We start from the raw sequence: 22400 nt of genomic DNA on the forward strand, positions 1-22400 counted from the left end.
GCTGCGGTCTCGTGGGGCGGGCGCGCGGCGCGCGGTGCGCGCGCGGGGCCGGAGGGTGTCGGTCTTGTGGTTGTGGTCGGGCGGAGCCGGCCGGTGGGCATGAGCCCGGGCGGCGGGCGGTGGCCGCGCCGGCGACCCGGCGGTCAGGCGGCCGGCGCGGCTGGCAGGCCGGAAACCGCCGCCGCATCGAGCGTGGCGGCGAAACCGTCACCGGCGCGGCTCAGGCGCAGATGCGCGCCGGCCGGCAGCTCGATGACGGCGCCCGTCACCGAGGGCGCGACCGGCAGCTCGCGCGTGTCGGGCGTGCTGGCCGGCGCGTGGCGGTCGAACAGCACGGCCAGCTCGATGCGCTCGGGCCGGCCGAAATCGAAGATCGCGTTCATCGCGGCGCGGATCGTGCGGCCGGTATAGAGCACGTCGTCCACCAGCACCACGACGCGGTCGTCGAGCGCGAACGGGATCGCGGTGGGCAGTACCTGCGGATGCAGCCCCACGCGCGAGAAGTCGTCGCGGTAGAAGCTGATGTCGAGAAAACCGAGGTCGGTCACGCCCAGGTCGCGCGCGAGGCGTTCGGCGAGCCAGGCACCGCCGCTGTGGATGCCGATGAAGGCGGGCGAGCTGGCGCCGAGGCGGGCAAGCCGCGCGGCCAGGCCATTGCGCAGCGCGCGGTAGGCGGCGTCGGCGTCGATGGCGGCACCGGATTCGGGAAGGCTCATGGCGATGCGGCGGTGGGGGATTCGTCGAAATGCTGCTGGAGGATGATGGCCGCCGCGTGATGGTCGAGAACCGCACCATGCGCGCGTCCACCGGACGACTTGCGGGCGGCGATTTTCCCATAGCCGCCGAAGCCGTCTGTCCGCCCGGAAGCCCGGTCGTCGCGGTGGCGGGCTTCGGCTTCGACAGAGCTGTAGGCCTCGTCCACCCAGGCCACCGGCTTGTTGAAGCGCCCGGTCAGCCGGTTGCCGAACTTGCGCGCGACGGGCGTGCCCTGGTTGTCGGCGCCGTCCTGCTGGCGCGGCAGGCCGACGACGAAGCGCGCCGCGCCCCATTCGGCCACCAGCGCCGCGACCCGCGCGAACACCTGGTCGTTGCTCTGCACTTCGATGACTTCGAGCGGCGTGGCCTGGCGCATGAGCGTGTTGCCGACCGCCACCCCGATGCGCCGCTTGCCCACGTCGAAACCGAGGACCACCTCGGCGGGCGCGTCAGGCATGACCGGGCGTGCTCATGAGCATCATCGGGTCGAAGCCGAGCTGCTTCATCGCGGTGGCGTAGCGCTGCTCGACCGGCGTGTCGAACAGCAGCCGTGCGACCACCTCGGGCGTGGCTTCGAGCGTGAGCCAGCCGTTGGCGGCGATCTCGCTCTCGAGCTGGCCGGTGCTCCAGCCCGCGTAGCCGAGCGTGACCAGCACGCGCTGCGGGCCGGCGCCGTGGCTCATCTCCTCCAGCACGTCCTTGGAGGTGGTGAGCCGCAGCGAATCGTTGATGCTGACCGACGAGCTGTAGTCAGACTCGGCCACCGGCTCGTGCAGCACGAAGCCGCGCTCGGTCTGGACCGGGCCGCCGTAGAACACCGGCTTGTCGTCGGCGGTCTTGCGGTCGATCTGGAGTTCGATCTTCTCGTACAGCGTGTCGAGCGTGAGATCGGTCGGGCGGTTGACCACGAGACCCATCGCGCCACGCTCGTTGTGCTCGCACAGGAAGACGAGCGACCCGGCAAAGTTCGGGTCGAGCATGTTCGGCATCGCGATCAAGAACTGGGCCGCGAGCGAGTAGGTCTGATCTGTCGTGGTTTCAGGCATGCGGCCGATTCTAAGTGTCGGCTCCGGCCCGGCCAACCCGAACGTCAATCGTTACGGCAAACCCCGGCGGGCGCCCGCGCACCGCCGGCAACCCTGGTTCATTCATGGCAGATACCCATTCCACCGCCCTCGTCTGGCTGCGCCGCGACCTGCGCGATCACGACCACGCCGCCCTCGCCGCCGCGCTGCGCCAGGCGCAAGCGGTGCATGTCGCCTTCGTGTTCGACACCGACATCCTCGCGCCGCTGCTCGACGGCGCCCGCAATGCCTTCGCTTCGACCCGCGACCGGCGCGTGGAGTTCATCCGCGAAAGCCTCGCCGACCTGGACGCGGCGCTGCGCCGGCGCGGCGGCGGACTGATCGTGCGCCACGCGCGCGCGGTGGACGAGATCCCGCGCCTCGCCGCCGCGCTCGGCGCCGAGGTCGTCTACGCCAACCGCGACTACGAGCCCGCCGCCGTCGCGCGTGACGACGCGGTCGGCCATGCGCTCAAGGCGGCCGGGCGACGGCTCGGCATCCTGCGCGATCAGGTCGTGTTCGACCGCGACGACCTCATGACGGGCAGCGGCCGCTTCTATTCGGTGTTCACGCCTTACAGCAAGGCCTGGCGCCGCAACCTGACGGCCGAGCGCGTGGCCGAACGCCGCTGCGACGGCCCCGGCCGATTCGCGCCGCCGCCCGCACGCCCGGCACCCGACGGCAGCGCCGATCCGCGTCCGCTCGACGCGCCCATTCCCGCGCTGGCCGACCTCGGCTTCGCGCCGGCGGGCCTCGACATCGGTGGCCTCGCGCCCGGCATGACCGGTGCGGCCCGGGTGCTTGACGCCTTCCTGCCGCGCATCGGACGCTACGACCGCACGCGCGACATCCCGCATCTCGACGCGACCAGCCGACTCAGCGCGCATCTGCGCTTCGGCACGGTGAGCCTGCGCGGCCTCGTGCGCGCGGCGCTCGCCCACGGCGCGAACGGCGGCGAGCCGCGCGCGGCCGACGGCGGCAACAGCGATCGCGCCGGCCGGCGCGACAACAGCCCGGCGAGCCTCGCCGCCGCTTCAGGCGGCGCAGCCACCGACCCGGCAGACGATGCCGGAAACGACGCCAGCCCCGATGACGACGCCGCCCAGCCCGCCCTCGACCTCGGCGACACCGGCATCGCCACCGCCGGCCGCGCCACCGCGCCCGCCGACCCCGAGGCGCGCAACGGCGCCGACGTCTGGCTCAACGAGCTGATCTGGCGCGAGTTCTACTTCCAGATCCTCCACCACGCGCCGCGCATCGCCGACGGCGCCGCCTTCAAGCCCGAGTACGACCGCATCCGCTGGGCCGAGGGCGCCGAGGCCGACGCGCATTTCGCCGCCTGGTGCGAAGGCCGCACCGGCTACCCGATCGTCGACGCCGCGATGGCCCAGTTCAACGCCAGCGGCTTCATGCACAACCGGCTGCGCATGGTCGTGGCGAGCTTTCTGGTGAAGGACCTCGGCATCGACTGGCGACGCGGCGAGGCGTACTTCGCGGCGCGGCTCAACGATTTCGACTTCGCCGCCAACAACGGCGGCTGGCAGTGGTGCGCGAGCAGCGGCTGCGACGCCCAGCCCTGGTTCCGCATCTTCAATCCGAGCAGCCAGTCGCTGAAGTTCGACCCCGAGGCCCGCTTCCTGCGCCACTGGCTGCCGGCGCTGGGCAAGGTGCCGGCCGACGCGATCCACGATCCGCTCAGGCTCGCCACCGCCGCGCGCCGCGCCGGCATCCGGCTCGGCCGCGACTACCCCGCGCCGATCGTCGAGCACGACGCGGCGCGCAAGCTCACGCTCGAACGCTATGCGGTGGTGAAGAAGGAGTGAGCGACAGGGAGCGGACGAGGCACCCCAGGGCGCGCCCGAAAGCCGGCCTCGGCCCCCCGGCGCGCTGTCAGCCCTCGCCCGGCGCGGGTGTGACCAGCGGCGCGAGCGGCGCGCGCGAACCGAGCATCGCGGCCGTCGCCAGCGGCCTCAGCCGCAGCGGCAGCGCCAGCAGCCGCGCCGGGTACTGGTCGACCGCCGCGTCATAGCTTTCGACCGCCGCGTTGAAGGCATGGCGCGCCACGTCGAGCTGCGTGCAGACCGCATCCAGCTCGTCGAATAGCGCCGGCGGGGGAAACAAGGGGATGCCCGGCGCCGGCGGTGGCGCCTCGGTGCCCTGCTCGGCGGTCTGGGCCATGCCAGCCGGCGTGGCGAGAAAGGGATGCGTCGGCGCGGGCGATTCGTCGGGCGTGCCGGGCGCCGGATCCGCTAGCGCGGCCGCGCCGGAAGCCGGATCGTCCGCCGCGCGCGCGCCCGCCGTCGTCACAGCCGCCGCCATCGTCGCCGACGGCTGCCACGCCAGCGCTGGCTCGACCAGCCGCGCAAGCGCCGCGTCAAGCGCCGCCTCGGCGCGGGCCAGCTGGTCGAGCGCATCGGCGACGCCGGGCCGGATCGCCGCGCCCTGACGCGCGGCGGCGGCCGAATTGCGCGCCGCCGCCAGCGCCGCGACCTGCTCCGCCGATTCCGGCAGCGCCACGGCCGCCGCCTCGACGAAGCGCAGCAGCAGCTCGTGGCGCGTCTTCAGGCGCTCGTCCACGCGCAGCCAGGCGGCGCGCGCGGCCTGCCGCAAATCGAGCATGCGCCGGCGCGCGCCGACCGCCCAGAACCCGGGCAGCAGCAGCGCGGCGGCGGTCAGCAGGGCGTCGGGAGACATGGCTCGGAAGGCATCGGAAGGGCGACGGCAGGCCGCGCCGCCCGGGCGGAAGACGTCGTGCCGGCTCAGTTGCGCGGCGTCGGTCCCGGCACCGGATCGGCCGGCCTGGTGGCGTTGAGATTGGCGAGATCGCTCTCGCTCACGATCTCGAAGGCCTTGACCACGCGCATCACGCTCGACACGCCGGCCGCCACCTGCGCGGCGCGATCGGCCTCGCGCGCGGTGACGATGCCCATGAGGTAGACCGTGCCGCGCTCGGTCACGACCTTGATCGAGTTGGCGAACACGTCCTTCGCGTCGACGAAGCTGAGCTTGACCTTCTGCGTGATGAGGGTGTCGCTCGCGGTGGTGCCGAGGCTCGGCGTGCTGGTGGTGATCTCGGTCTCGTCGATCACGTCGCGCACGTTGTCGATGCCGCGCACGATGCGCACGACTTCGTCCTTGGCCGCGTCGTTGCCGACCTGGCCGTACACGAGGGCGCGGCGGTTGTAGCTGACGACGCTCACGCTCACGTTGTCGCCGTAGCGCTTGCGCAGGCGGTTGGCGGCGGCGAGTTCGATGGCCTGGTCATCCACCTGCGATCCGGTCGAGCGCCGGTCGGTCGCCGACATCGCGGCGCCGCCCATGCCGGCGGCCACGACCGCGAAGCAGCCGGTGAGCGCGGGCGCGGCCGTGAGCGCGGCGAGGACGAGGGCGGCAGTCCGCGCGGGACGCGCGAGGCTGGACGGAAGGCGCATGGTCAGTCTCCGAGCAGGGAGTAGTCGATGCCGTCGCACAGGCAGTGGATGACGAGCAGATGGGTTTCCTGGATGCGCGCGGTGCGGTCGGCGGGCACGCAAAGGTGCACATCGTCGTCACCGAGCATGGCGCCGATCTTTCCGCCGCCCTTGCCGGTGAGGGCGATGACGGTCATGTCGCGCTCGCGGGCCGCTTCGATGGCGGTGATCACGTTGGCCGAGTTGCCCGAGGTGGAGATGGCGATGAGCACGTCGCCGGCGCGGCCGAGGGCACGCACCTGCTTGGCGAAGATCTGGTCGTAGGAATAGTCGTTGCCGACCGCCGTGAGGATGGAGGTGTCGGTCGCAAGCGAGATCGCGGGCAGCTCGGGGCGCTCGCGCTCGAAGCGGCCGACCAGCTCGGCGGCGAAATGCTGGGCGTCGGCGGCCGAACCGCCGTTGCCGCAGGCGAGCACCTTGTGGTCGTTGGCGAGGGCTTCGGACAGCAGGTCGATCGCCATGGCGATCGGTTCGGTGAGGCTTTCGAGCGCGGCCTGCTTGGTCGCGATGCTGTCGGCGAAGTGCTGCTGGATGCGGTGAACGAGGGACATGGCGGCGGATTATAGGTAAGGGGTCGTGGCGGGCCGGGCGGGCGCGGATCGGCGGCGATTGTGCTTTGCGGCGCGAAGCGGCGGTCGGCGGGCTTGCCCGAGGGGCGCGCCGAGCATGTCGGGACAGGGTGGCGCGAGGCGTGCCGCCGACACGCCTTCACTGCGGCCGATCGCCGGGCAAGCGCCCCGAAGTCGCCGGCGCGACGTCAGCCGGCCAGCACGTCGCGCAGCCAGTCGAGCCGGCCAGCGTCGAAGGCAACCACGTCGAAGCGGCAGGGCGGCGACGCGCCGGGCGCCCGCGCCGCGAGCCAGGCCTGTGCCGAGACCCACCAGCGCCGGCGCTTGGCGACAGTGATCGAGGCCGCTGCGCCGCCAAAGACCGCGCTCGCGCGCGCCCTCACCTCCACGAACACGACGGTCGCCCCGTCGCGCATGACGAGGTCGATCTCGCCGGCCTGCTTGTGGAAATGGGCGCGCCAGTTGGCGTCGAGGCAGACGAGACCGGCCGCTTCGAGATGGGCGCGGGCGCGCACCTCGAAGGCGTCGCCGATGGCGCGGCGATCGGCGGGCGCAACGGCACCCGGGGCCGGAACACGCGCGCCGCGCTGTCCGGACGACAGGCCGGACGCCGCCGGCCGGCGCGACGGGCCGCCTTCCGCGCTGGCCGAGGCACGGGATGACATCGCGGGCGGCACACGCGCCGCCGGCTCGGCGATGCCCGCCGCGCGGCAGGCAAGCCGGTGCGCGCGGTCGAGCAGGGCGCGGGCCGCGCCGGGCGAGGCATCGGCCGGGTTCACACCGTGCCGTCGAGCACCAGCGCGCCGTCGCGCAGCGTGGCGATCGCGCCGCGCCGCTCGATGCGTCCGTCGCCGGCCGAGATCAGCCCGGTCGCGCCGTCGAAGCTGAAGTAGCGGTTGCCGCGCGCCACTTCCAGCGCCACGCGCAGCGCGTCGATGCCGAGCGCATAGAGCCGGTCGAGCTCGGGCGCGCCGTAGGGCGGCTCGGGCCGCGCGAAGCCCGCGAGCGCCGGATGGTCGGGCTGGACCCGCCACGGCAGCTCGACGAAGCGCACGCCGTCGAGGTCGGCCTGGCCCGCGAGGTCGCGGCCGTCGTCGATCTGCGAAGTGGCGAAGGCCGACAGCCGGCCGCAATACGGCCGCTGCGCTACCGCACCCGCGCGGTCGAGCGCGAGGAAGACGGCGCCCGCCTTCGTCTGGCCGATCGCCTTGCCGATCGCGGCCTCGCGCCCGGCGGCCCAATCCACCGACAGCGCGATATCGCCGCCGCCGGCACGGAACTCCTCGGCGAAGGCCTGGGCCGCGCGCCGGAACAGCGGCTGGCCGTTGACGATGGCCGCCGCCGGCCGCTCGCCCGGCGCGCCGGCCTGGGCCTCGGCCAGCGCGACGCGCGCGATCTGGCGCGCGTCGGCGTCGAGCGACAGGCCGAGCGGCCAGAGCCCGGCCGGCGGTTCGCCGTCGAAGGGCGCGAGCGCGATCACCGGCAGGCCGGGCGTGCCCGCCTCGGCCACGGCCTGTGCGGCGCTGCGCGTCATCGGCCCGAGCACTACCTGCACCGCCGCATCGGCCGAGCGACGCAGCGCGTCCAGCGTGGCGGCCGGATCGGCCGGCAGATCGAACTGCAGCAGCTCGGTCGGCGCGCCGGCCGTCTTGCGCGCGGCCTCGACGCCGGCGAGCAGCGCGGCGGCGGCGCGCGCGAAGGCCGGTGTCTTCGTCGGCAGCAGGGTGGCGATCTGGATCGGCCCGGGCGCGGCAATCGGCCGGCCCGGCAGATCGCGCGCGGGCAGCGGCGCGCCGACCGACACCGGCGGCGCGCCCGGCGTGACGGCCGGACCGGCACCGGACTGGGACTGGGCGCGCGCGGCGGCCGGCAGACCGGCGGCTACCATCGCGCCCGCCGCCGCGCGCAACAGGCGACGACGGCGACCGACGGGCAACAAGGGAATTGGCATGACGGAAGGCGGGGAGATGGCCGGCGAAAACGGCACGTTCGAGGACGGCGAGGCCGGCGGAAGAGCGGACGACAACAGCGGCACGGACAGCGCCGGACGCCACGTCGGCGACGACGGCGCCACCGACGGCGAACACCGGGAGGGCGGCCTCGGCGCGCCGGCCGGCGCCGACCGCGCCCGCCTGCTGCAGGCACTCGACGCCTCGGCGCGGGCGCAGCAACTGCCGGCCGGGGCATTGTATGTAGTGGCCACGCCGATCGGGAACGTCGCCGACATCAGCCTGCGCGCCCTGCACATCCTCGACATCGCCGACGCCATCGCCGCCGAGGACACGCGCAATTCGCAGCAGCTGCTCGTGCGCCTCGGCCTCGACCGGCGGCGCGACTGGATCGCCTGCCATCAGCACAACGAGCGCGAGGCGGCGCAGCGCGTGCTCGACCGGCTCGCCGCCGGCCAGCGCGTGGCCTACGTGTCCGACGCCGGCACGCCGGGCATCAGCGATCCGGGCGCGAAGCTCGTCGCCGCCGCGCGCGCCGCCGGCCATCGCGTCATCCCGCTGCCGGGGCCGAGCGCGGTCGCGACGGCGCTGTCGGCCGCGGGTTTCGAGACGACGGCCTTCCATTTCGCGGGCTTCCTGCCCACCTCGCGCGAGGCACGGCTCAAGGCCATCCGCGCCGTCGCGGCGCTCGACGCCAGCCTCGTGTTCTACGAAGCGCCGCACCGCATCGGCGACAGCCTCGGCGCGCTGGCCGAGGCGCTCGGCGGCGAGCGGCGCATCGTCGTCGCGCGCGAGCTGACCAAGCTGCACGAGCAGTTCTTCGCCGGCACGCTGGCCGAGGCGCGCGACTGGCTCGCCGCCGACGCCAACCACTCGCGCGGCGAGTTCGTGCTCGTGGTCGAAGCCGCCGCGCCCGACGCCGGCGACCATGCCGATCTCGACCGCGTGCTCAAGCCGCTGCTCGCCGCCCTGCCCGTCAGCCGCGCCGCCAAGGTGGCCTGCGAGATCACCGGGCTGCACCGCAAGACCGTCTATGCCCGCGCGCTCGAACTGCGCGGCGGCGACGAGGAGGACGGCGGCACGGACGACTGACGCGCTCGTTCTCTGTCCTCCGCTCCCGCCCGCGCGGGTGCGAGCCACCAGCCCGCCGGTCGGCCCAGCGCAGCGTATCCGGCGGCTTCCGCCTGCGTCCTACACGCCCCGCCGCCACCGGCCGACGCGCCTCGCGTCCTTCTCCGGCTACAACCGCCGCATGGGGCGGAGGTGCGTCGCGGACGGGCCGCGACCGGCGCCCCGCGGAGCGCGCGCCGCATGCCCAACCCCGCCCCCCCACGCCCCGCGACGGCGGGCGCGCACCGCCAGCGCCGGCACGATGTGCTGCCCGATCACGCCTTCGCGTCCGACGTCCCAGACGAAGCGCGGGCTTCGTCCGACGCCACCGACGCCCGAGCGCTTCGGCGCGGCACCGTGGTGCGTCGTCCGCGCGGCGAACGCATGCTTGTCGCGGTGCTCGGCTTCGGCGGGCTGCTCTATCTCATGCGCTGGTCGGCCGGCTTCCTCATCCCGCTTGCCTACGGCGTCGTCATCGCCTTCGCGCTCAACCCGGCCGTCGTGCGGCTGCAGAAGCGCGGCCTGCCGCGCGCGCTCGGCGCCGCGCTGGTGCTGGGCGCGCTGTGGACCTGCGGCATCACCACCGCCGTGAAGTTGCAGGACAACGTCGAGGCCATGGTCGACACCCTGCCCGCCGCAAGCGAACGCATGGCCGCCGCGGTGCGCGAACTGCACTCGGGCGACAGCGGCTTCCTTGGCCGGATGCAGAAAGCGCTCGCCACGCTGGAGCGCGCGGCGCTGTCACAACCGTCGGCACCACGCGGCAACGCCGCCCGCGCACCCGAAGCCGCGCCAGCCGGCCTCGGCATCGGCGCCGCGCTGCGGGACTGGCTGCTCGCCGGCTCGGCGGGCGCACTCGTGATCGCCTCGCAGACGCTGCTGGTCAGCTTTCTCGCCTTCTTCCTGCTGACCTCGGGCGAGAACCTCAAGCGCAATCTCGTGCGTGTCGCGGGCCGCACGCTTTCGCACAAGAAGACGACGGTGCGCGTGCTCTACGGCATCGCCGAGCAGATCCAGTACGCGCTGGCGATCCTGGTCGTGACCAACGTGCTCTACGGGCTGGGCGTGTGGCTGGCCTTCGCGCTGCTGGGCATGAACAACGCGGCGCTCTGGGGCCTGGCGGCCGGCGTGCTGCACACGATTCCCTACATCGGCACCGTGATCGTGACGGCGGCCGGCGCCATCGGCGGCTTCATGCAGGAAGGCACGGCGGTGTCGGCGCTCGGGCCGGTGGCGGCCAACTGGGCGATCTCGACGCTGATCGGGATGCTGGTGACACCCTGGTTGCAGAGCCGTTCGTCGCGCATCGATCCGGCGGTGATGTTTGTCGGGCTGATGCTGTTCAGCTGGCTCTGGGGCGTCGGCGGACTGCTGCTGGCGGCGCCCATCGTGGCCATCGTCAAGGTCGTGTGCGACCGGGTCGAATCGCTGCGCCCCTACGGCGACCTCATGGACGGCCGCCCGTGGCGCCGCGTGGTGCGGCGCGTGCTCGGCCGGCCGGTCGTGGCGCCGTCGCTCGCCGAGGCGACCGCGCGCGGCATGGCACCCGAAGTGGTGGCGCCGCCCGACGGACCGGCAGCGCCGATGCGGCATTCCTGAGCGCGGCCGGCGCGCGCCGGCTGGCCCGGTGCGCGCCGCCGGCCGTCTTCGCGCCACATGGCGCGATACGGCGCGGCACCGCCTCGCCGCTAGCCCTGCAAGGCCTCCACCAGCTTCGCCTTGCTCATCGCGCTGCGGCCCTTGAGGCCGCGTTCGCGCGCGAGGTTCATCAGTTCGTCCTTGCTGCGCTCCGCGAGCGGGCGGTTCGGATTGCCCGTGCCCTGGGTGCGCCGGCTGGGCGTGCGGCCTTCCTCGCGGCGGTGCTTGTTGACGGTGCGCGCGGCGATCTCCTCGGCGCGCTTCTCATCCGTGCCGCGCTCCTCGGCGCCGTCGCGGATGTGCTCGTACATGCGTTCGTCCTTCGCGTTCCAGGCGGATGGCATGGTCATTCTCCCTTCGTGGAAAGGTTCGGAAACGGCGCCGTTCAGGCCCCGGTACCAATGCGACCATCGGCGCGCGCGTCCGTGCGCAAGCGTTACCGGCCGATCCCCTGCTTACCTCTCGCAAACGTCCGCGGCGCGCGCCGCCCGACACGGTTTGCAAAGGAGGCCGATGACATAATCCGGCCGCCTTCCGGGCCGGTTGCCGGCCATCGCTTCGCCCACCGCCGCGCCACGCGCGGCGCTTCAAAGAATCCCTCCAACTCCTCCCCGCCAAACGCATGGATCCAGTACTGCTCGTCAAAGCCATCATCATGGGCATCGTGGAAGGCCTGACCGAATTCCTGCCCATCTCCTCCACCGGTCACCTCATCCTCGCGGGCTCGCTGCTCGACTTCAACAACGCCGCCGGCGAGAAGAAGGCGCAGGTGTTCGAGATCGCGATCCAGACGGGCGCGATCCTCGCGGTCATCTGGGTCTATCGCCAGCGCCTCATCGACGTGATCACGCGGCTCGGCCGCGACGCCGGTGCCAACCGCTTCGCGATGAATGTGTTCATCGGCTTCCTGCCTGCGGTGGTGCTGGGGCTGGCCTTCGGCAAGACGATCAAGGCGCATCTGTTCGCGCCGGTACCCGTGGCGATCGCCTTCATCGTCGGCGCCTTCATCATCCTGTGGGCCGAAAAGCTGCAATCCAGATCCGGCTTCAAGCCGCGCGTGACCGACGTCGATCAGATGACCTGGCTCGACGCCGTGAAGGTGGGCATCGTGCAGTGCGCGGCGCTCATCCCCGGCACCAGCCGCTCGGGCGCGACGATCATCGGCGCGATGTTCTTCGGCCTGTCGCGCCGCGCCGCGACCGACTTCAGCTTCTTCCTCGGCATCCCGACGCTGATCGGCGCGGGCGTGTACAGCATGTACAAGGAGCGCGACGCGCTCTCGATGGCCGACGCGCCGCTGTTCCTCACGGGCACGCTGTTCAGCTTCATCGCCGCGATGATCTGCGTGCGCTGGCTGCTCAGGTTCATCGCCACGCACGACTTCAAGGGCTTCGCGTGGTACCGCATCGTCTTCGGCGTGATGATTCTGGTGACGGCCCAGTTCGGGCTGATCGACTGGCACGAGTGAGGCGGCATGCCGCGCAACACGGCGCGGCACTTGCACTGATGAACGGCCGACCTTGGGTCGGCCGTCGTGCTTTTGGGACTCGGGGCTGGCCGTTCCGATTGCCGCGCGTCGGGTTGCCGCCCGGCGTGCTCCGGCTCGGGCCGCCTGCCCTGCCTTGCGCGCCTCAGCCCACGCGCAGCAGCGCCGGCAGCGCGCGCATCTCGCCGGTGACGGTGCCGCGCAGATTGCTCACCGGCGCGCGCGCCCGGCCCGCCAACGCCGCATGGCTGCGCGCGTCGAGCAGGCCCATCGCGCCCAGCGCGGCGACGGTCGCGCACATGAGCGCGGCGGCATTGCCATCGGCCACGCGCACCGCGATGCCGAGACCGTGGTCGCGCAATGCAAGCATTTGCAGGCCGCCCGCGCCGCTCTTGGCGATCACGCGTCCAGGCGCGAAGGCCGCCGCCAGCTCGGCATCGAAGCGACCGGGTCCGGACACGAGCTCGGGATGCGCCGCCATCGCCTCGGCCAGCAGATGCAGCGCCGCGCCGCTCGCCAGCTTGCCGCCCGCCACCGCCTCGGCCGGCAGGCTGTCGGGGCGGGCCAGCAGCGCGTAGAGCCGCGCGATCGACGCCAGCGGCAGCGCGAGATTGGGCGCCGAGCAGCCGTCGATGCCGACCGCGATGCGCGCATCGGCCAGCCCGGTCAGCGCCGCGACGCGGGCGCGGATCGCGCGCTGGAGCGGATGGCCTTCCTCGCAATAGCCGTCGAGCGGCGCGCCATGCAGCCGGCACCAGCCGAGAAAGCCGGCGTGCTTGCCCGAGCAGTTGTTGTGCAGCTGGTTCCAGCGCGCCTCGGGCGCGAGGCCGGCGGCATCGCGGGCCAGATCGGTGACCGACAGGTGCAGCGGCACATGGCAGCCGCAGCGCAGATTGGTCTCGGCGCAGCCGGCGCGGGCGAGCATGCCGGCCACGAGTTCCACCTGTCGGTCGAGCCCGGAATGGCTCGCGCACAGCAGCGCCACCTCTTCCCGCGTGTAGCCGAGCGCCTCGACGCCGCCGGCCTCGACCAGCGGCAGCGCCTGGAAGGGCTTGAGCGTCGAGCGCGTGAAAGTGGATGCCTGGGCATCGCCGGCGGCCCAGAGCAGCCGGCCCGCCGCGTCCACCACGGCGATGCTGCCGTGATGAACCATCTCGACCGTCTGCGCCGCGCCCACACCGCGCGTCTGCACGACGAGCGGCACATGCGCCGGCACCGCGCTCATGCGCCGCCGGCCTCGCGGATGCGCGCGAGCGTGCGCGTGGTCGAGCGGTCGTGCTCGAACACGATCGCCTTCACGCTGCCGCCGGCGTCGAGCACGGCCCGGCCCTCGGGCGTGTTCTCGACCACGTAGTCGCCGCCCTTCACGTAGATGTCGGGGCGCGCCTCGACCACGGCCTCGCGCGCGGTGTCCTCGTCGAAATCGACCACGAGGCTCACGCTTTCGAGCGCGGCGAGCACCGCCATGCGGTCGGCGCAGCTGTTGATGGGACGGTCGTCACCCTTGCCCAGGCGACGCACGCTCGCATCGGTGTTCACCGCCACGACGAGGCTCGCGCCGAGTGCGCGCGCTTCGTCCAGATAGCTGACATGACCACGGTGGAGGAGGTCGAAGACGCCGTTGGTGAAGACCACGGGCTTCGGCAGGGAGGCGACCCTTTCGCGCAGTTGCGCGCGGGTGCAGAGCTTGGATTCGAATCGGGCTGGCATCGGCCGATCATACGGCCGGCCGTTGCTCTCAGATGGCGGCCGGCAGCGGCAGGCCGCCGGAAAGCACACGCAGCCCGGTCGAGCGCGGATAGCGCCAGCGCGCGATGCGCAGCGCGCCCTGGGGGGTGTCGGCCAGTACCCGCAGCACGCGACGGGCGGCCTGGTTGGCGTTGCGGTTGATGATGTCGATCGAGACTTCGAACACCCGCAGAGCGGGTTCGATCGTGACGTTGACCAGTGCACGCATGTGCGGCGACTCCTCCGGCATTCCTGATGCCTGTTGCTTGACGGCGGCGCAGTCTGGCGACGGTGGATGACACCGCGAAGGCATCGAAATCAAGTTTCGGCGCCCTTGCCGACCGCATGCGCAGCCTGCGCGCTCGGACTGCGGAAATCCGCCCGCGCGAAGGAGTGGAGCCTGTCGGAGAAATCCTGCAAGCGCTTTCATCGCTTGCCCTGATGGCGCATCGGATGCGCCCGCTCCTGGCGCGACGACAGGACGGCGCGCAAGCCGGCGCCAGGCCGCCACAGGGCCGTGACCGACGCCGGCGCGCGACCGGGCAACGTGTCCGGGGGAGTCAGGCCGCGCTGGGCGCGGTTTCGCCGGCTGCACCCGCGGCGGCGGCGATGCGGCCCGAGATTTCCTTGCGATAGCGGTTGAGTTCCTGCGCGGTCTCGAATTTGCGGCCGAGCAGCAGGCCGGCCGCGTGCAGGATGCGTTCGACCACCTTCTTCTCCCAGTCGGCATCGAAGCCGATCTGGCTGTCGAGCCAGCGTTCGAGCCAGTCGGGGTCGGGCAGGCGCGACTGCACCGTGTCGCGCGGGAACAGGTCCTTGTTCACGTGCAGGTTGGTGGGATGCAGCGGCTTCTCGGTGCGGCGGGCGGCGGCCATGAGCATGCCGATCTTGGCGACGGCGCCGCGCGCCATGTCGGCGAACTGCTGACGGCCGTCGGCGATTGCCTTCTTCAGGTAGCGCAGATAGGCGCCGCCGTGGCGTGCCTCGTCCTCGCTGATGATGCGGTAGATGCGCTTGATGACCGGCTCGGTATGCCAGGCCGAGGCGCAGCGGTACCAGTGGTTGAGGCGGATCTCGCCGCAGAAATGCAGCATCAGCGTTTCGAGCGGCGGCGCCGGGTCGAACTCGAAGCGCACGGCGTGCAGCTCTTCCTCGGTCGGCACGAGGTCGGGGCGGAAGCGGCGCAGGTACTCCATGAGCACGAGCGAATGCTTCTGCTCCTCGAAGAACCAGACGCTCATGAAGGCGCTGAAGTCGCTGTCGTGGCGGTTGTCGCGCAGGAACATCTCGGTGGCCGGCAGTGCCGCCCACTCGGTGATGGCGTTCATCTTGATGGTCTGCGCCTGTTCGTCGGTGAGCAGGCTGGCGTCGAACTCATCCCAAGGGATGTCCTTCTCCATGTTCCAGCGCACGGACTCGAGCGATTTGTAGAGTTCGGGGTAGAGCATGTGCAGGTTCCTCAAGCGGGCAAGACGCCGGCGACGCGCCGGACAATTTCAGTAAACCCACGATTGTGTCGCACTTTCATGACAACGGCAGTCAGGTATTGGCGGGCGATGCGAATTCCAGCCGACGGACGGGCCCGCGCATGACCACGAGCAGCGCCAGTCCGGGCAGCGCGATTGCAAGCGTGCTCAGGTAGAAGCTCGGCCAGCCCATGGCCTCGACCATCACGCCGCTGGCCGGCCCCACATACACCCGCCCGACCGCCGACAGCGCCGACAGCAGCGCGTACTGCGTGGCCGAGAAACGCCGCTCGCACAGCGCCGTGAGCAGCGCGACGAAGGCCGCCGTGCCCATGCCGCCGCACAGGTTCTCGATCGCGACGGCCACCGTCATCGTCGTCAGCTCCTTGGGCAGCACCGCGAGCGCCCAGTAGGCGAGATTGCTCACCATCTGCGCAACACCGAAGGCAAACAGGCTGCGCCACAGCCCGAGCCGCGCCATCAGCGCCCCGCCCGCGAGCGCGCCGACGATGGTCGCGGCGAGGCCGAAGGTCTTGTTCACCAGCCCCACCTCGCCGGCCGAGAAGCCGACCCCGCGGATGAGGAAGCTCGTACTCAGCGCGCCGGCAAACGCGTCGCCGAGCTTGTAGAGCACGATGAGCACGAGAAAGGCGACCGCCCACGGCCGCCCGAAGAAGGCCCGCATCGGCCCGACCACCGCCTCGGCCAGCGAGCGCGGCGGCGCGGCGGCGACGCCGTCGGGCTCGGGCGCCATCAGCGTGCCGATCACGCCCACGAGCATCAGCGCCGCCATCAGCGCATAGGTGCCGCGAAAGCCGAGCCACACATCGGCCAGCCACAGCGCCAGCCCGCCCGACACCAGCATCGCAAGGCGATAGCCCATCACGTTGACGGCCGCGCCCGCGCCGCGCTCGGCCGGCAGCAGCGCGTCGGTGCGCCAGGCGTCGAACACGATGTCCTGCGACGCCGACAGGAAGGCGACCGCGACCGCCAGCGCCGCGAGCGCGCCGAGCGAACCCTTCGGGTCGAACAGCGCCATCGCGCCCAGCGTCGCTGCCAGCGCAAGCTGGAAGCCGGCGAGCCAGCCGCGCCGCCGCCCGAGCCACCGGCCCGCGACCGGCAGCGGATAGCGGTCGAGCAGCGGCGACCACAGGAACTTGAACACATAGGCCTGACCGACCAGCGTCATGAAGCCGATGGTCTTGAGGTCCAGCCCCTCGACCGTCATCCACGCCTGGAGCGTGCCGGAGGTGAGCGCCAGCGGCAGGCCCGACGCGAAGCCGAGCAGCAGCGTCGCCGCCATGCGCCGGCTGCCGAACACGGCGAGCAGCGCGCTCATGCGCCGGGCAGTTCGTAGTCGATGGTCAGCGGCGCGTGGTCGCTGAACCAGCTTTCCTTGTAGATGCCGGCGCGCACCGCGCAGGCCGCGAGCGCGGGCGTGGCGATCTGGTAGTCGATGCGCCAGCCGACGTTGTTGGCGCGCGCTTGGCCGCGATTGCTCCACCACGTGTAGCACTCGTCGGTCGCGTCGGGATGCAGGCGCCGGTACACGTCCACGTAGCCCAGCTCCTCGAACACGCGGGTGAGCCAGGCACGTTCCTCGGGCAGGAAGCCGGAGTTCTTCTGGTTGCTGCGCCAGTTCTTGAGGTCGGTCTCGCGGTGGGCGATGTTCCAGTCACCGCACAGCAGGATCTCGCGGCCGCAGGCGCGCAGCTTCTGCAGGTGCGGAATGAAGGCGTCGAGGAAGCGGAACTTGGACGCCTGCCGGTGGTCACCCGACGAGCCCGACGGCAGGTAGAGCGAAATGAGCGCGAGCTTCATGCCGGCCAGCTCGAAGCGCGCCTCGATCATCCGGCCCTCGTCGTCGAACTCGCTCACACCGAAGCCGTGCTCCACCTCCACCGCCGGAATGCAGCCGCGATCGAGATACACGCCCACGCCGGAGTAACCCTTCTTTACCGCATGCGCGAATTCACCCGCGAGCGGCGTGCCGGGCGGGGCGATCATCCCGCTCTTCATGTCGGCCGCCTGCGCCTTCAGCTCCTGCACGCAGACGCCGTGCGCATGTTGCAGTGCGAGCCAGTCAAAGAATCCCTTGGTCGCGGCAGAGCGGATTCCATTGAGATTGGCGGTGATGATGCGCAGCGGTGTTCTCATGTGGCGAAATGCGTGTCCCCGAGCGCCAGCCTTTGATCGGGAACTGAAATCTTTTTTGGGAAAATGCGAGGCTTGCCGGTTTCGACCGCATTACTTGCAAGTCAGGACTAACCGTCAACTGCGGAATCGGCCACAAAACACCATCATGCCCGGCTGCGCACCTTGTGAAGCGCGGCGGCAGCACCACAACGGCGGCGACGCCATTCACGACTTATCGAGGCAGCCTTGAACAGCTTTCGTCAGGAATTTCTTGCTTTTGCACTGCAACAAGGCGTGCTGCGGTTCGGGGAATTTATCACCAAGGCCGGACGGCCCTCGCCCTACTTCTTCAACGCCGGCCTGTTCAGCGACGGCGCAAGTCTGGGCTCGCTCGGCGACTACTACGCCCAGGCGCTGCTGACCGCCGAGGCCGACGGACTCGGCTTCGACATGCTCTACGGCCCGGCCTACAAGGGCATCACGCTGGCGGCCGCCACCGCCATCGCGCTCGCACGCCGCGGCCGCAATCTGCCCTTCGCCTACAACCGCAAGGAAGCCAAGGACCACGGCGAAGGTGGCCTGCTGGTCGGCGCGCCGCTCAAAGGCCGCGTGGTCATCATCGACGACGTGCTGACCGATGGCGCCTCCAAGCGCGAATCGGTCGAAGTCATCCGCGCCGCCGGCGCGACGCCCGTGGCCGTGGCCATCGCGCTCGACCGCATGGAGCGCAAGGGCGTCGAAGGCGCGCTGTCGGCGCGCTCGGCGGTGCAGGAGTTCGAGGCCGAGTACGGCCTGCCGGTGCTGGCGATCGCCAATCTGGACGACCTCATGGGCTGGCTCGACGCCACGGCCGACACCAACCTCGCCGCCCACCGTGAACGCGTCGCCGCCTATCGCGCGCGCTTCGGTGTCGAACGCTGATGAAATCCTTGTCAGCGCGGACAGTCGTCTGCGCCCTCGCCGCGCTCACCACGACCGCGCCCGCACTGGCCCAGTCGGCACCGGGCGGCGCCGGTTCGCAGCAGCGCGCACGTGAAACCACCATCTACAGCTGCCGCGACGGCAACGGTCGGACCATCACCTCCGACCAGCCGATCCCCGAATGCCTGAACCGCGAGCAGCGCGTGCTCAACCGCGACGGCTCCCTGCGTCGCGTGATCGAGGCGCCGCTCACGCCCGAGCAGCGCGCCGCGCGCGAGGCCCAGCAGCGCCGCGAAACCGAGGAGATCCAGGCGCGCGAACTCGCCAGGCAGCATGACCGCGTGCTGCTGTCGAGCTACTCGAGCGTCGAGTCGCTCGAACTCGCGCGCAAGCGGGCGCTGGCCGAGTCGGAGTCGATGCTGGAGGTGTCGCAGACGCGACTGGTCGCGCTGGAGAAGGAAAGGCTTGCGCTCCAGGGCGAATTCGACTTCTACAAGAAGACCCAGCCGCCGGCCGCGCTCCAGGCCAAGATCGACGAGAACGCCCGCGCGCGCGCCTTCGAGATGGCACTGATGCAGCGTCGCAACGAGGAGATCGCGCGCATCAACGCGCGCTTCGATGCCGACCGCGCTCGCTTCATCCAGCTCGGCGGCGAACCCACCACACGCCGCTGAACCGCCCTCAGCTCTGCACGAGCTGGCGGTGCCGGTTCACGCTCATGAGCACGCCGCAGCCCACCGCCAGCGTCATGAGCGCCGTGCCGCCATAGCTCATGAAGGGCAGCGGCACACCCACCACGGGCAGGATGCCGCTCACCATCCCCATGTTCACGAAGGCGTACATGAACAGGATGAGCACGATCGCGCCCGAGAACAGCCGCGCGAACAGCGTCGGCGCGTTGCCGGCGATGATCAGCCCGCGCGCGAGCAGCAGGAAGTACACGACCAGCAGCAGGCAATTGCCGACAAAGCCGAATTCCTCCGAATAGACGCTGAAGATGAAGTCGGTGGTGCGCTCGGGAATGAACTCCAGGTGGGTCTGCGTGCCCTGCATCCAGCCCTTGCCGAAGATGCCGCCCGAGCCGATGGCGATCGTGCTCTGGATGATGTGAAAGCCCTTGCCGAGCGGATCCTTGGTCGGATCAAGCAGCGTGAGCACGCGCTCGCGCTGGTAGTCGTGCATGAAGGTCCAAGCCAGCGGCAGGCTTGCCAGCCCGCCGATGCCGAGCGCCGCGAGCACCTTCCAGCTCAGTCCCGCGAAGAAGATCACCGAGAAGCCGCCCACCGCCACCAGCGTCGCGGTGCCGAGATCGGGCTGCTTGAGGATGAGCCCGACCGGAATCAGCATCAGCACCGCCGCGAGCGCGAAGTCCTTCCAGCCGAGCGTCGCCTCGCGCATGTGGAAGTACCAGGCCAGCATCAACGGCAAGCCGATCTTGAGGAATTCCGACGGCTGCAACTGCATGAAGCCGAGGTCGATCCAGCGCCGCGCGCCCTTCTTGACCGTGCCGAACAGCGCCACCGCGATCAGCAGCGTGACCGCCGCCACGTAGATCGGCACCGCCGCGCGCATCAGCAGGCGCGGCGGCACATTGGCCATCACCCACATCACGCAGAAGGCGAACAGCAGGTTCTTCACATGGCCATCGAAGCGGCCGGGAAAGTTGTTGGCGCTCGACGCCATCGTCACCAGCGACAGCGTGACCAGCACGCCGAGGATGATCAGCAGCGTCGGGTCGAACACCATCACCCAGGGCCGGATGCGCAGCCAGAGTTCGCGGCGGGTCATGGCGTGTCTTCCTTGCGGGCGGGAATCGCGGGATCGGGCGCGGGACGCGCCGGGGCGTCACGGCGCGGGGCGGCGGGATCGGCACCGTGGACGGCGGCGGGATTGCTCGCGGCCGGCCCGCGACCCGATGCGCCACCCGCGGACGGCGAGGCGCCGGACGTGGCCGCACTGGCGGCGCCACCGGCCGTCGCGCCGGTTGCCGCCGCGCCAGTCGCGCCGCCGGCCGCCGCACCGCCGTCGGGCGCGGCGGCCGGCGCGGGCCGGCGCGGCGCGGGCGGAGGCGCGACCAGATCGTCACGCACCTGATCGCGCTGGGCATCGGGCGCCACGGGCTGCGGCAGACCAAGCTCGTCGCCCGGCGCGGCCTGGGCGGCGGACTCGTCATCGTCGGTGGTGAGCGCGGCGGCCTTGCGCGGGTCGTCGAGTTCTTCCGGCCACTTGCCGAGCAGCCAGTAGTCGAACACCTTGCGCGCGATCGGCGCCGCCGCCTTGGCGCCGAAGCCGCCGTTCTCGACGATGAGCGCCACCGCGATCTTCGGATCGTCGGCCGGCGCGAAGGCCACGAACAGCGAATGGTCGCGATAGCGCTCGGGCGTCAGCGCCTCGTTGTACTTGGCGCCCTGCTTGATGCCGATGACCTGGGCCGTGCCGGTCTTGCCCGCCGCCACGTAGGGCGCGTTGCCGAACACCGCCGAGCCGGTGCCGAAGCGGTTCACGTCGATCATTCCGCTCTTCACCACCTCGATGTTTTCGCGTTTGAGCGGGATGGTGTAGCTCTGCGTCGGCACGGTCGCGCGGCGCTCGCCGCTGCGCGCGTCCACCACCTCGCGCACCACGTGCGGCCGCATCACGACGCCGTTGTTGGCGAGCGTGGCGATCGCGTGGCCGAGCTGGAGGATGGTGTAGCTGTTGTAGCCCTGCCCGATGCCGACCGAGATCGTCTCGCCGGCAAACCATTGCTGGGCTTCCTTGCGCTTGAAGGCATTGCGCTTCCATTCGGTGGACGGCAGCACGCCCTTCTTCTCGCCCTCCATGTCGATGCCCGTGTACTCGCCGAAGCCGAAGGGCCGCATGAAGTTCGCGATCGCGTCGATGCCCATGTCGTTGGCGAGCATGTAGAAGTAGGTGTCCGACGAATAGACGATGGCCTTGTGCAGATCGACCACGCCATTGCCGCCCGGCTTGCTGTCGCGGAACTGCCGTCCGCCGAAGTTGAAGACGCCGGTGTCGTGAAAGCTCCAGTTCGGCGTGCGCTTGCCCGTCTCCAGCGCCGCGAGCGCCATGAAGGGCTTGAACGTCGAGCCGGGCGGATACACGCCGCGCAGCGGGCGGTTGAGCAGCGGCTTGTCGGGGTCTTCGTTGAGCGCCTTCCAGTTGACAGGGTCGATGCCGTCGACGAACAGGTTCGGGTCGAAGCCGGGCCGGCTCACCATCGCGAGGATGTCGCCCGTCTTCGGCTCGATCGCCACCAGCGCGCCGCGCTTGGCGCCATACAGCTGCTCGACCATCTGCTGGAGCCGGATGTCGATCGACAGCACGAGGTTGTTGCCCGGCGTCGCGGGCGTGAGGCCAAGCGTGCGCACCGGCTTGCCGCCGGCCGACACCTCCACCTCGGCGAAGCCGGTCTTGCCGTGCAGCTCGCGCTCGTAGCTCTGCTCGATGCCGACCTTGCCGATGTACTCCGTGCCCTTGTAGTCGTCGGCGTTGTCCCAGTCCTCGATGCGCTCGGCATCCTTGGCCGAGATGCGGCCGATGTAGCCGATGACGTGGCCCGCCACGGCGCCGAGCGGGTACTCGCGGAACAGCCGCGCCTTGATCTCGACCGCCGGGAACATGAAGCGCCAGGCCGCGAAGCGCGCGACCTCGTCGTCGGTCAGGCGGTTGCGGATCGGCAGCGAGCCGACGGTGCGCGTCTCCTCCATCAGCTGCCGGAAGCGACGGCGGTGGTGGGGCTGGATGTCGATGATGCGGGCGAGCTGGTCGATGGTCGCGTCGAGCTGGCCGGCCGGGATCTTCGATGGCGTGATCTCGAGCGTGTAGGCCGAGTAGTTGCGCGCCAGCACGACGCCATTGCGGTCGGTGATGACACCTCGGTTGGGCGGCGTCGGCACGACGGAGATGCGGTTGTCTTCGGCCTGGGCGTGATAGCTGTCGTAGCTGATGATCTGCAACCACACGAAGCGCGCGATCAACAGCCCGAAGCACACGAGGATGAGCGCCACCACCACGCCGAGACGGCGGCGGAAGCTGACCAGCTCCTGCTGGTTGTCGCGCAGGCCGGCGCTCATGCGGCGGCTCCGGCCGTGGCGGAGGTGAAGC

The 22400-nt window shown here is 71.1% G+C and carries 23 protein-coding genes; 6 read left to right on the forward strand and 17 right to left on the reverse strand.

What is annotated here, in order from left to right; genetic code table 11:
* Nucleotides 1-143: 143 nt before the first annotated feature.
* Genes pyrR through H566_RS0105640 form a run of 3 tightly spaced genes read right to left on the reverse strand, consistent with a single transcriptional unit; the run spans nucleotide 144 to nucleotide 1802 of the window.
* A complete protein-coding gene (gene pyrR / locus H566_RS0105630) occupies nucleotides 144-716 on the reverse strand; it encodes a bifunctional pyr operon transcriptional regulator/uracil phosphoribosyltransferase PyrR (RefSeq protein WP_028310674.1) in 573 nt (190 codons plus the stop codon).
* Nucleotides 713-1213, reverse strand: coding sequence for a Holliday junction resolvase RuvX (ruvX, locus tag H566_RS0105635; protein WP_028310675.1), 501 nt, complete (start codon nucleotides 1211-1213; stop codon nucleotides 713-715). The genes pyrR and ruvX overlap by 4 nt, the downstream gene beginning before the upstream one ends.
* A complete protein-coding gene (locus tag H566_RS0105640; RefSeq protein WP_028310676.1) occupies nucleotides 1206-1802 on the reverse strand; it encodes a YqgE/AlgH family protein in 597 nt (198 codons plus the stop codon). Before H566_RS0105640 ends, ruvX begins: the two co-directional genes overlap by 8 nt.
* 104 nt (nucleotides 1803-1906) lie before the next feature.
* Here H566_RS0105640 and H566_RS28050 point away from each other — a divergent pair, with 104 nt between their 5' ends.
* Nucleotides 1907-3643 (forward strand): cryptochrome/photolyase family protein, encoded by a 1737-nt coding sequence (locus H566_RS28050; RefSeq protein ID WP_034410540.1) that lies wholly within the window; start codon nucleotides 1907-1909, stop codon nucleotides 3641-3643.
* Nucleotides 3644-3710: 67 nt separating this feature from the next.
* Here H566_RS28050 and H566_RS0105650 read toward each other — a convergent pair whose 3' ends face one another.
* The 5 genes from H566_RS0105650 to H566_RS0105670 form a co-directional block, all read right to left on the reverse strand.
* Nucleotides 3711-4514, reverse strand: a complete 804-nt coding sequence (locus tag H566_RS0105650; RefSeq protein ID WP_028310677.1) for a hypothetical protein — start codon at nucleotides 4512-4514, stop codon at nucleotides 3711-3713.
* Nucleotides 4515-4579: 65 nt separating this feature from the next.
* Nucleotides 4580-5251, reverse strand: coding sequence for a BON domain-containing protein (locus H566_RS0105655; RefSeq protein ID WP_028310678.1), 672 nt, complete (start codon nucleotides 5249-5251; stop codon nucleotides 4580-4582).
* Nucleotides 5252-5253: 2 nt separating this feature from the next.
* On the reverse strand, nucleotides 5254-5841 hold the full coding sequence (locus H566_RS0105660; protein WP_028310679.1) for a phosphoheptose isomerase: 588 nt from the start codon (nucleotides 5839-5841) through the stop codon (nucleotides 5254-5256).
* Nucleotides 5842-6047: 206 nt separating this feature from the next.
* On the reverse strand, nucleotides 6048-6638 hold the full coding sequence (locus tag H566_RS0105665) for a YraN family protein (protein WP_342668662.1): 591 nt from the start codon (nucleotides 6636-6638) through the stop codon (nucleotides 6048-6050).
* The gene (locus tag H566_RS0105670) at nucleotides 6635-7747 is read right to left on the reverse strand and encodes a penicillin-binding protein activator (protein ID WP_169732488.1); all 1113 of its coding nucleotides are present in this window, start codon (nucleotides 7745-7747) and stop codon (nucleotides 6635-6637) included. The genes H566_RS0105665 and H566_RS0105670 overlap by 4 nt, the downstream gene beginning before the upstream one ends.
* Nucleotides 7748-7994: 247 nt before the next feature.
* Between H566_RS0105670 and rsmI the strand changes: the two genes are divergently transcribed.
* Nucleotides 7995-8900, forward strand: coding sequence for a 16S rRNA (cytidine(1402)-2'-O)-methyltransferase (gene rsmI / locus H566_RS0105675; protein ID WP_028310682.1), 906 nt, complete (start codon nucleotides 7995-7997; stop codon nucleotides 8898-8900).
* A gap of 219 nt (nucleotides 8901-9119) precedes the next feature.
* The gene (locus tag H566_RS23165; protein ID WP_084544788.1) at nucleotides 9120-10517 is read left to right on the forward strand and encodes an AI-2E family transporter; all 1398 of its coding nucleotides are present in this window, start codon (nucleotides 9120-9122) and stop codon (nucleotides 10515-10517) included.
* A gap of 89 nt (nucleotides 10518-10606) precedes the next feature.
* On the opposite strand, the gene H566_RS0105685 is transcribed toward H566_RS23165, so the two are convergent.
* Nucleotides 10607-10906 carry a plasmid stabilization protein gene (locus tag H566_RS0105685; RefSeq protein WP_245591291.1) on the reverse strand — a complete coding sequence of 100 codons (300 nt, stop codon included), beginning with the start codon at nucleotides 10904-10906 and terminating at the stop codon, nucleotides 10607-10609.
* A gap of 272 nt (nucleotides 10907-11178) precedes the next feature.
* On the opposite strand from H566_RS0105685, the gene H566_RS0105690 reads away from it, so the two are divergent.
* Nucleotides 11179-12024, forward strand: coding sequence for an undecaprenyl-diphosphate phosphatase (locus H566_RS0105690; protein ID WP_028310684.1), 846 nt, complete (start codon nucleotides 11179-11181; stop codon nucleotides 12022-12024).
* Between the two features lie 163 nt (nucleotides 12025-12187).
* Here the strand turns inward: H566_RS0105690 and H566_RS0105695 are convergent, their stop codons facing one another.
* The 6 genes from H566_RS0105695 to H566_RS0105720 all read right to left on the reverse strand — a co-directional run bounded on the left by H566_RS0105695 (nucleotide 12188) and on the right by H566_RS0105720 (nucleotide 17393).
* The gene (locus H566_RS0105695) at nucleotides 12188-13267 is read right to left on the reverse strand and encodes an asparaginase (protein WP_028310685.1); all 1080 of its coding nucleotides are present in this window, start codon (nucleotides 13265-13267) and stop codon (nucleotides 12188-12190) included.
* A complete protein-coding gene (locus H566_RS0105700) occupies nucleotides 13264-13752 on the reverse strand; it encodes an adenylyltransferase/cytidyltransferase family protein (protein ID WP_028310686.1) in 489 nt (162 codons plus the stop codon). The genes H566_RS0105695 and H566_RS0105700 overlap by 4 nt, the downstream gene beginning before the upstream one ends.
* A gap of 28 nt (nucleotides 13753-13780) precedes the next feature.
* Nucleotides 13781-13999, reverse strand: coding sequence for a hypothetical protein (locus H566_RS0105705; RefSeq protein WP_156924293.1), 219 nt, complete (start codon nucleotides 13997-13999; stop codon nucleotides 13781-13783).
* Between the two features lie 331 nt (nucleotides 14000-14330).
* Entirely contained in the window at nucleotides 14331-15218 is an 888-nt protein-coding gene (locus H566_RS0105710) for a ferritin family protein (protein ID WP_028310688.1), read from the reverse strand.
* A 91-nt stretch (nucleotides 15219-15309) separates the two neighbouring features.
* Complete coding sequence (locus H566_RS0105715; protein WP_028310689.1) at nucleotides 15310-16575, reverse strand: AmpG family muropeptide MFS transporter; 1266 nt, start codon at nucleotides 16573-16575, stop codon at nucleotides 15310-15312.
* The gene (locus tag H566_RS0105720; RefSeq protein ID WP_034410544.1) at nucleotides 16572-17393 is read right to left on the reverse strand and encodes an exodeoxyribonuclease III; all 822 of its coding nucleotides are present in this window, start codon (nucleotides 17391-17393) and stop codon (nucleotides 16572-16574) included. Before H566_RS0105720 ends, H566_RS0105715 begins: the two co-directional genes overlap by 4 nt.
* A 225-nt stretch (nucleotides 17394-17618) precedes the next feature.
* Here H566_RS0105720 and pyrE point away from each other — a divergent pair, with 225 nt between their 5' ends.
* The gene (gene pyrE / locus H566_RS0105725) at nucleotides 17619-18293 is read left to right on the forward strand and encodes an orotate phosphoribosyltransferase (RefSeq protein WP_028310691.1); all 675 of its coding nucleotides are present in this window, start codon (nucleotides 17619-17621) and stop codon (nucleotides 18291-18293) included.
* Nucleotides 18293-18967: a DUF4124 domain-containing protein gene (locus H566_RS23170; protein ID WP_051378101.1), complete on the forward strand. Its 675-nt coding sequence runs from the start codon at nucleotides 18293-18295 to the stop codon at nucleotides 18965-18967. The genes pyrE and H566_RS23170 overlap by 1 nt, the downstream gene beginning before the upstream one ends.
* A gap of 7 nt (nucleotides 18968-18974) precedes the next feature.
* Here H566_RS23170 and rodA read toward each other — a convergent pair whose 3' ends face one another.
* Nucleotides 18975-20081 (reverse strand): rod shape-determining protein RodA, encoded by a 1107-nt coding sequence (rodA, locus tag H566_RS0105735; protein ID WP_028310692.1) that lies wholly within the window; start codon nucleotides 20079-20081, stop codon nucleotides 18975-18977.
* Entirely contained in the window at nucleotides 20078-22369 is a 2292-nt protein-coding gene (gene mrdA / locus H566_RS23175) for a penicillin-binding protein 2 (protein WP_051378103.1), read from the reverse strand. Before mrdA ends, rodA begins: the two co-directional genes overlap by 4 nt.
* Between the last annotated feature and the right edge of the window lie 31 nt (nucleotides 22370-22400).

The organism is Derxia gummosa DSM 723 (assembly GCF_000482785.1).
GTDB lineage: Bacteria > Pseudomonadota > Gammaproteobacteria > Burkholderiales > Burkholderiaceae_E > Derxia > Derxia gummosa.

Bases quoted from the DNA above. Each gene is read 5' to 3' on its own strand.
- mrdA (WP_051378103.1), bottom strand. From the start codon at position 22,369: ATGAGCGCCGGCCTGCGCGACAACCAGCAGGAGCTGGTCAGCTTCCGC.
- H566_RS0105705 (WP_156924293.1), bottom strand. From the start codon at position 13,999: ATGCGTGCACTGGTCAACGTCACGATCGAACCCGCTCTGCGGGTGTTC.
- H566_RS0105655 (WP_028310678.1), bottom strand. From the start codon at position 5,251: ATGCGCCTTCCGTCCAGCCTCGCGCGTCCCGCGCGGACTGCCGCCCTC.
- rodA (WP_028310692.1), bottom strand. From the start codon at position 20,081: ATGACCCGCCGCGAACTCTGGCTGCGCATCCGGCCCTGGGTGATGGTG.
- H566_RS28050 (WP_034410540.1), top strand. From the start codon at position 1,907: ATGGCAGATACCCATTCCACCGCCCTCGTCTGGCTGCGCCGCGACCTG.
- H566_RS0105660 (WP_028310679.1), bottom strand. From the start codon at position 5,841: ATGTCCCTCGTTCACCGCATCCAGCAGCACTTCGCCGACAGCATCGCG.
- H566_RS23170 (WP_051378101.1), top strand. From the start codon at position 18,293: ATGAAATCCTTGTCAGCGCGGACAGTCGTCTGCGCCCTCGCCGCGCTC.
- H566_RS0105685 (WP_245591291.1), bottom strand. From the start codon at position 10,906: ATGACCATGCCATCCGCCTGGAACGCGAAGGACGAACGCATGTACGAG.
- ruvX (WP_028310675.1), bottom strand. From the start codon at position 1,213: ATGCCTGACGCGCCCGCCGAGGTGGTCCTCGGTTTCGACGTGGGCAAG.
- H566_RS0105640 (WP_028310676.1), bottom strand. From the start codon at position 1,802: ATGCCTGAAACCACGACAGATCAGACCTACTCGCTCGCGGCCCAGTTC.
- H566_RS0105700 (WP_028310686.1), bottom strand. From the start codon at position 13,752: ATGCCAGCCCGATTCGAATCCAAGCTCTGCACCCGCGCGCAACTGCGC.
- H566_RS0105695 (WP_028310685.1), bottom strand. From the start codon at position 13,267: ATGAGCGCGGTGCCGGCGCATGTGCCGCTCGTCGTGCAGACGCGCGGT.
- H566_RS0105650 (WP_028310677.1), bottom strand. From the start codon at position 4,514: ATGTCTCCCGACGCCCTGCTGACCGCCGCCGCGCTGCTGCTGCCCGGG.
- H566_RS0105710 (WP_028310688.1), bottom strand. From the start codon at position 15,218: ATGCTCTACCCCGAACTCTACAAATCGCTCGAGTCCGTGCGCTGGAAC.
- H566_RS0105670 (WP_169732488.1), bottom strand. From the start codon at position 7,747: ATGGTAGCCGCCGGTCTGCCGGCCGCCGCGCGCGCCCAGTCCCAGTCC.
- H566_RS0105720 (WP_034410544.1), bottom strand. From the start codon at position 17,393: ATGAGAACACCGCTGCGCATCATCACCGCCAATCTCAATGGAATCCGC.
- pyrR (WP_028310674.1), bottom strand. From the start codon at position 716: ATGAGCCTTCCCGAATCCGGTGCCGCCATCGACGCCGACGCCGCCTAC.
- H566_RS23165 (WP_084544788.1), top strand. From the start codon at position 9,120: ATGCCCAACCCCGCCCCCCCACGCCCCGCGACGGCGGGCGCGCACCGC.
- H566_RS0105690 (WP_028310684.1), top strand. From the start codon at position 11,179: ATGGATCCAGTACTGCTCGTCAAAGCCATCATCATGGGCATCGTGGAA.
- H566_RS0105715 (WP_028310689.1), bottom strand. From the start codon at position 16,575: ATGAGCGCGCTGCTCGCCGTGTTCGGCAGCCGGCGCATGGCGGCGACG.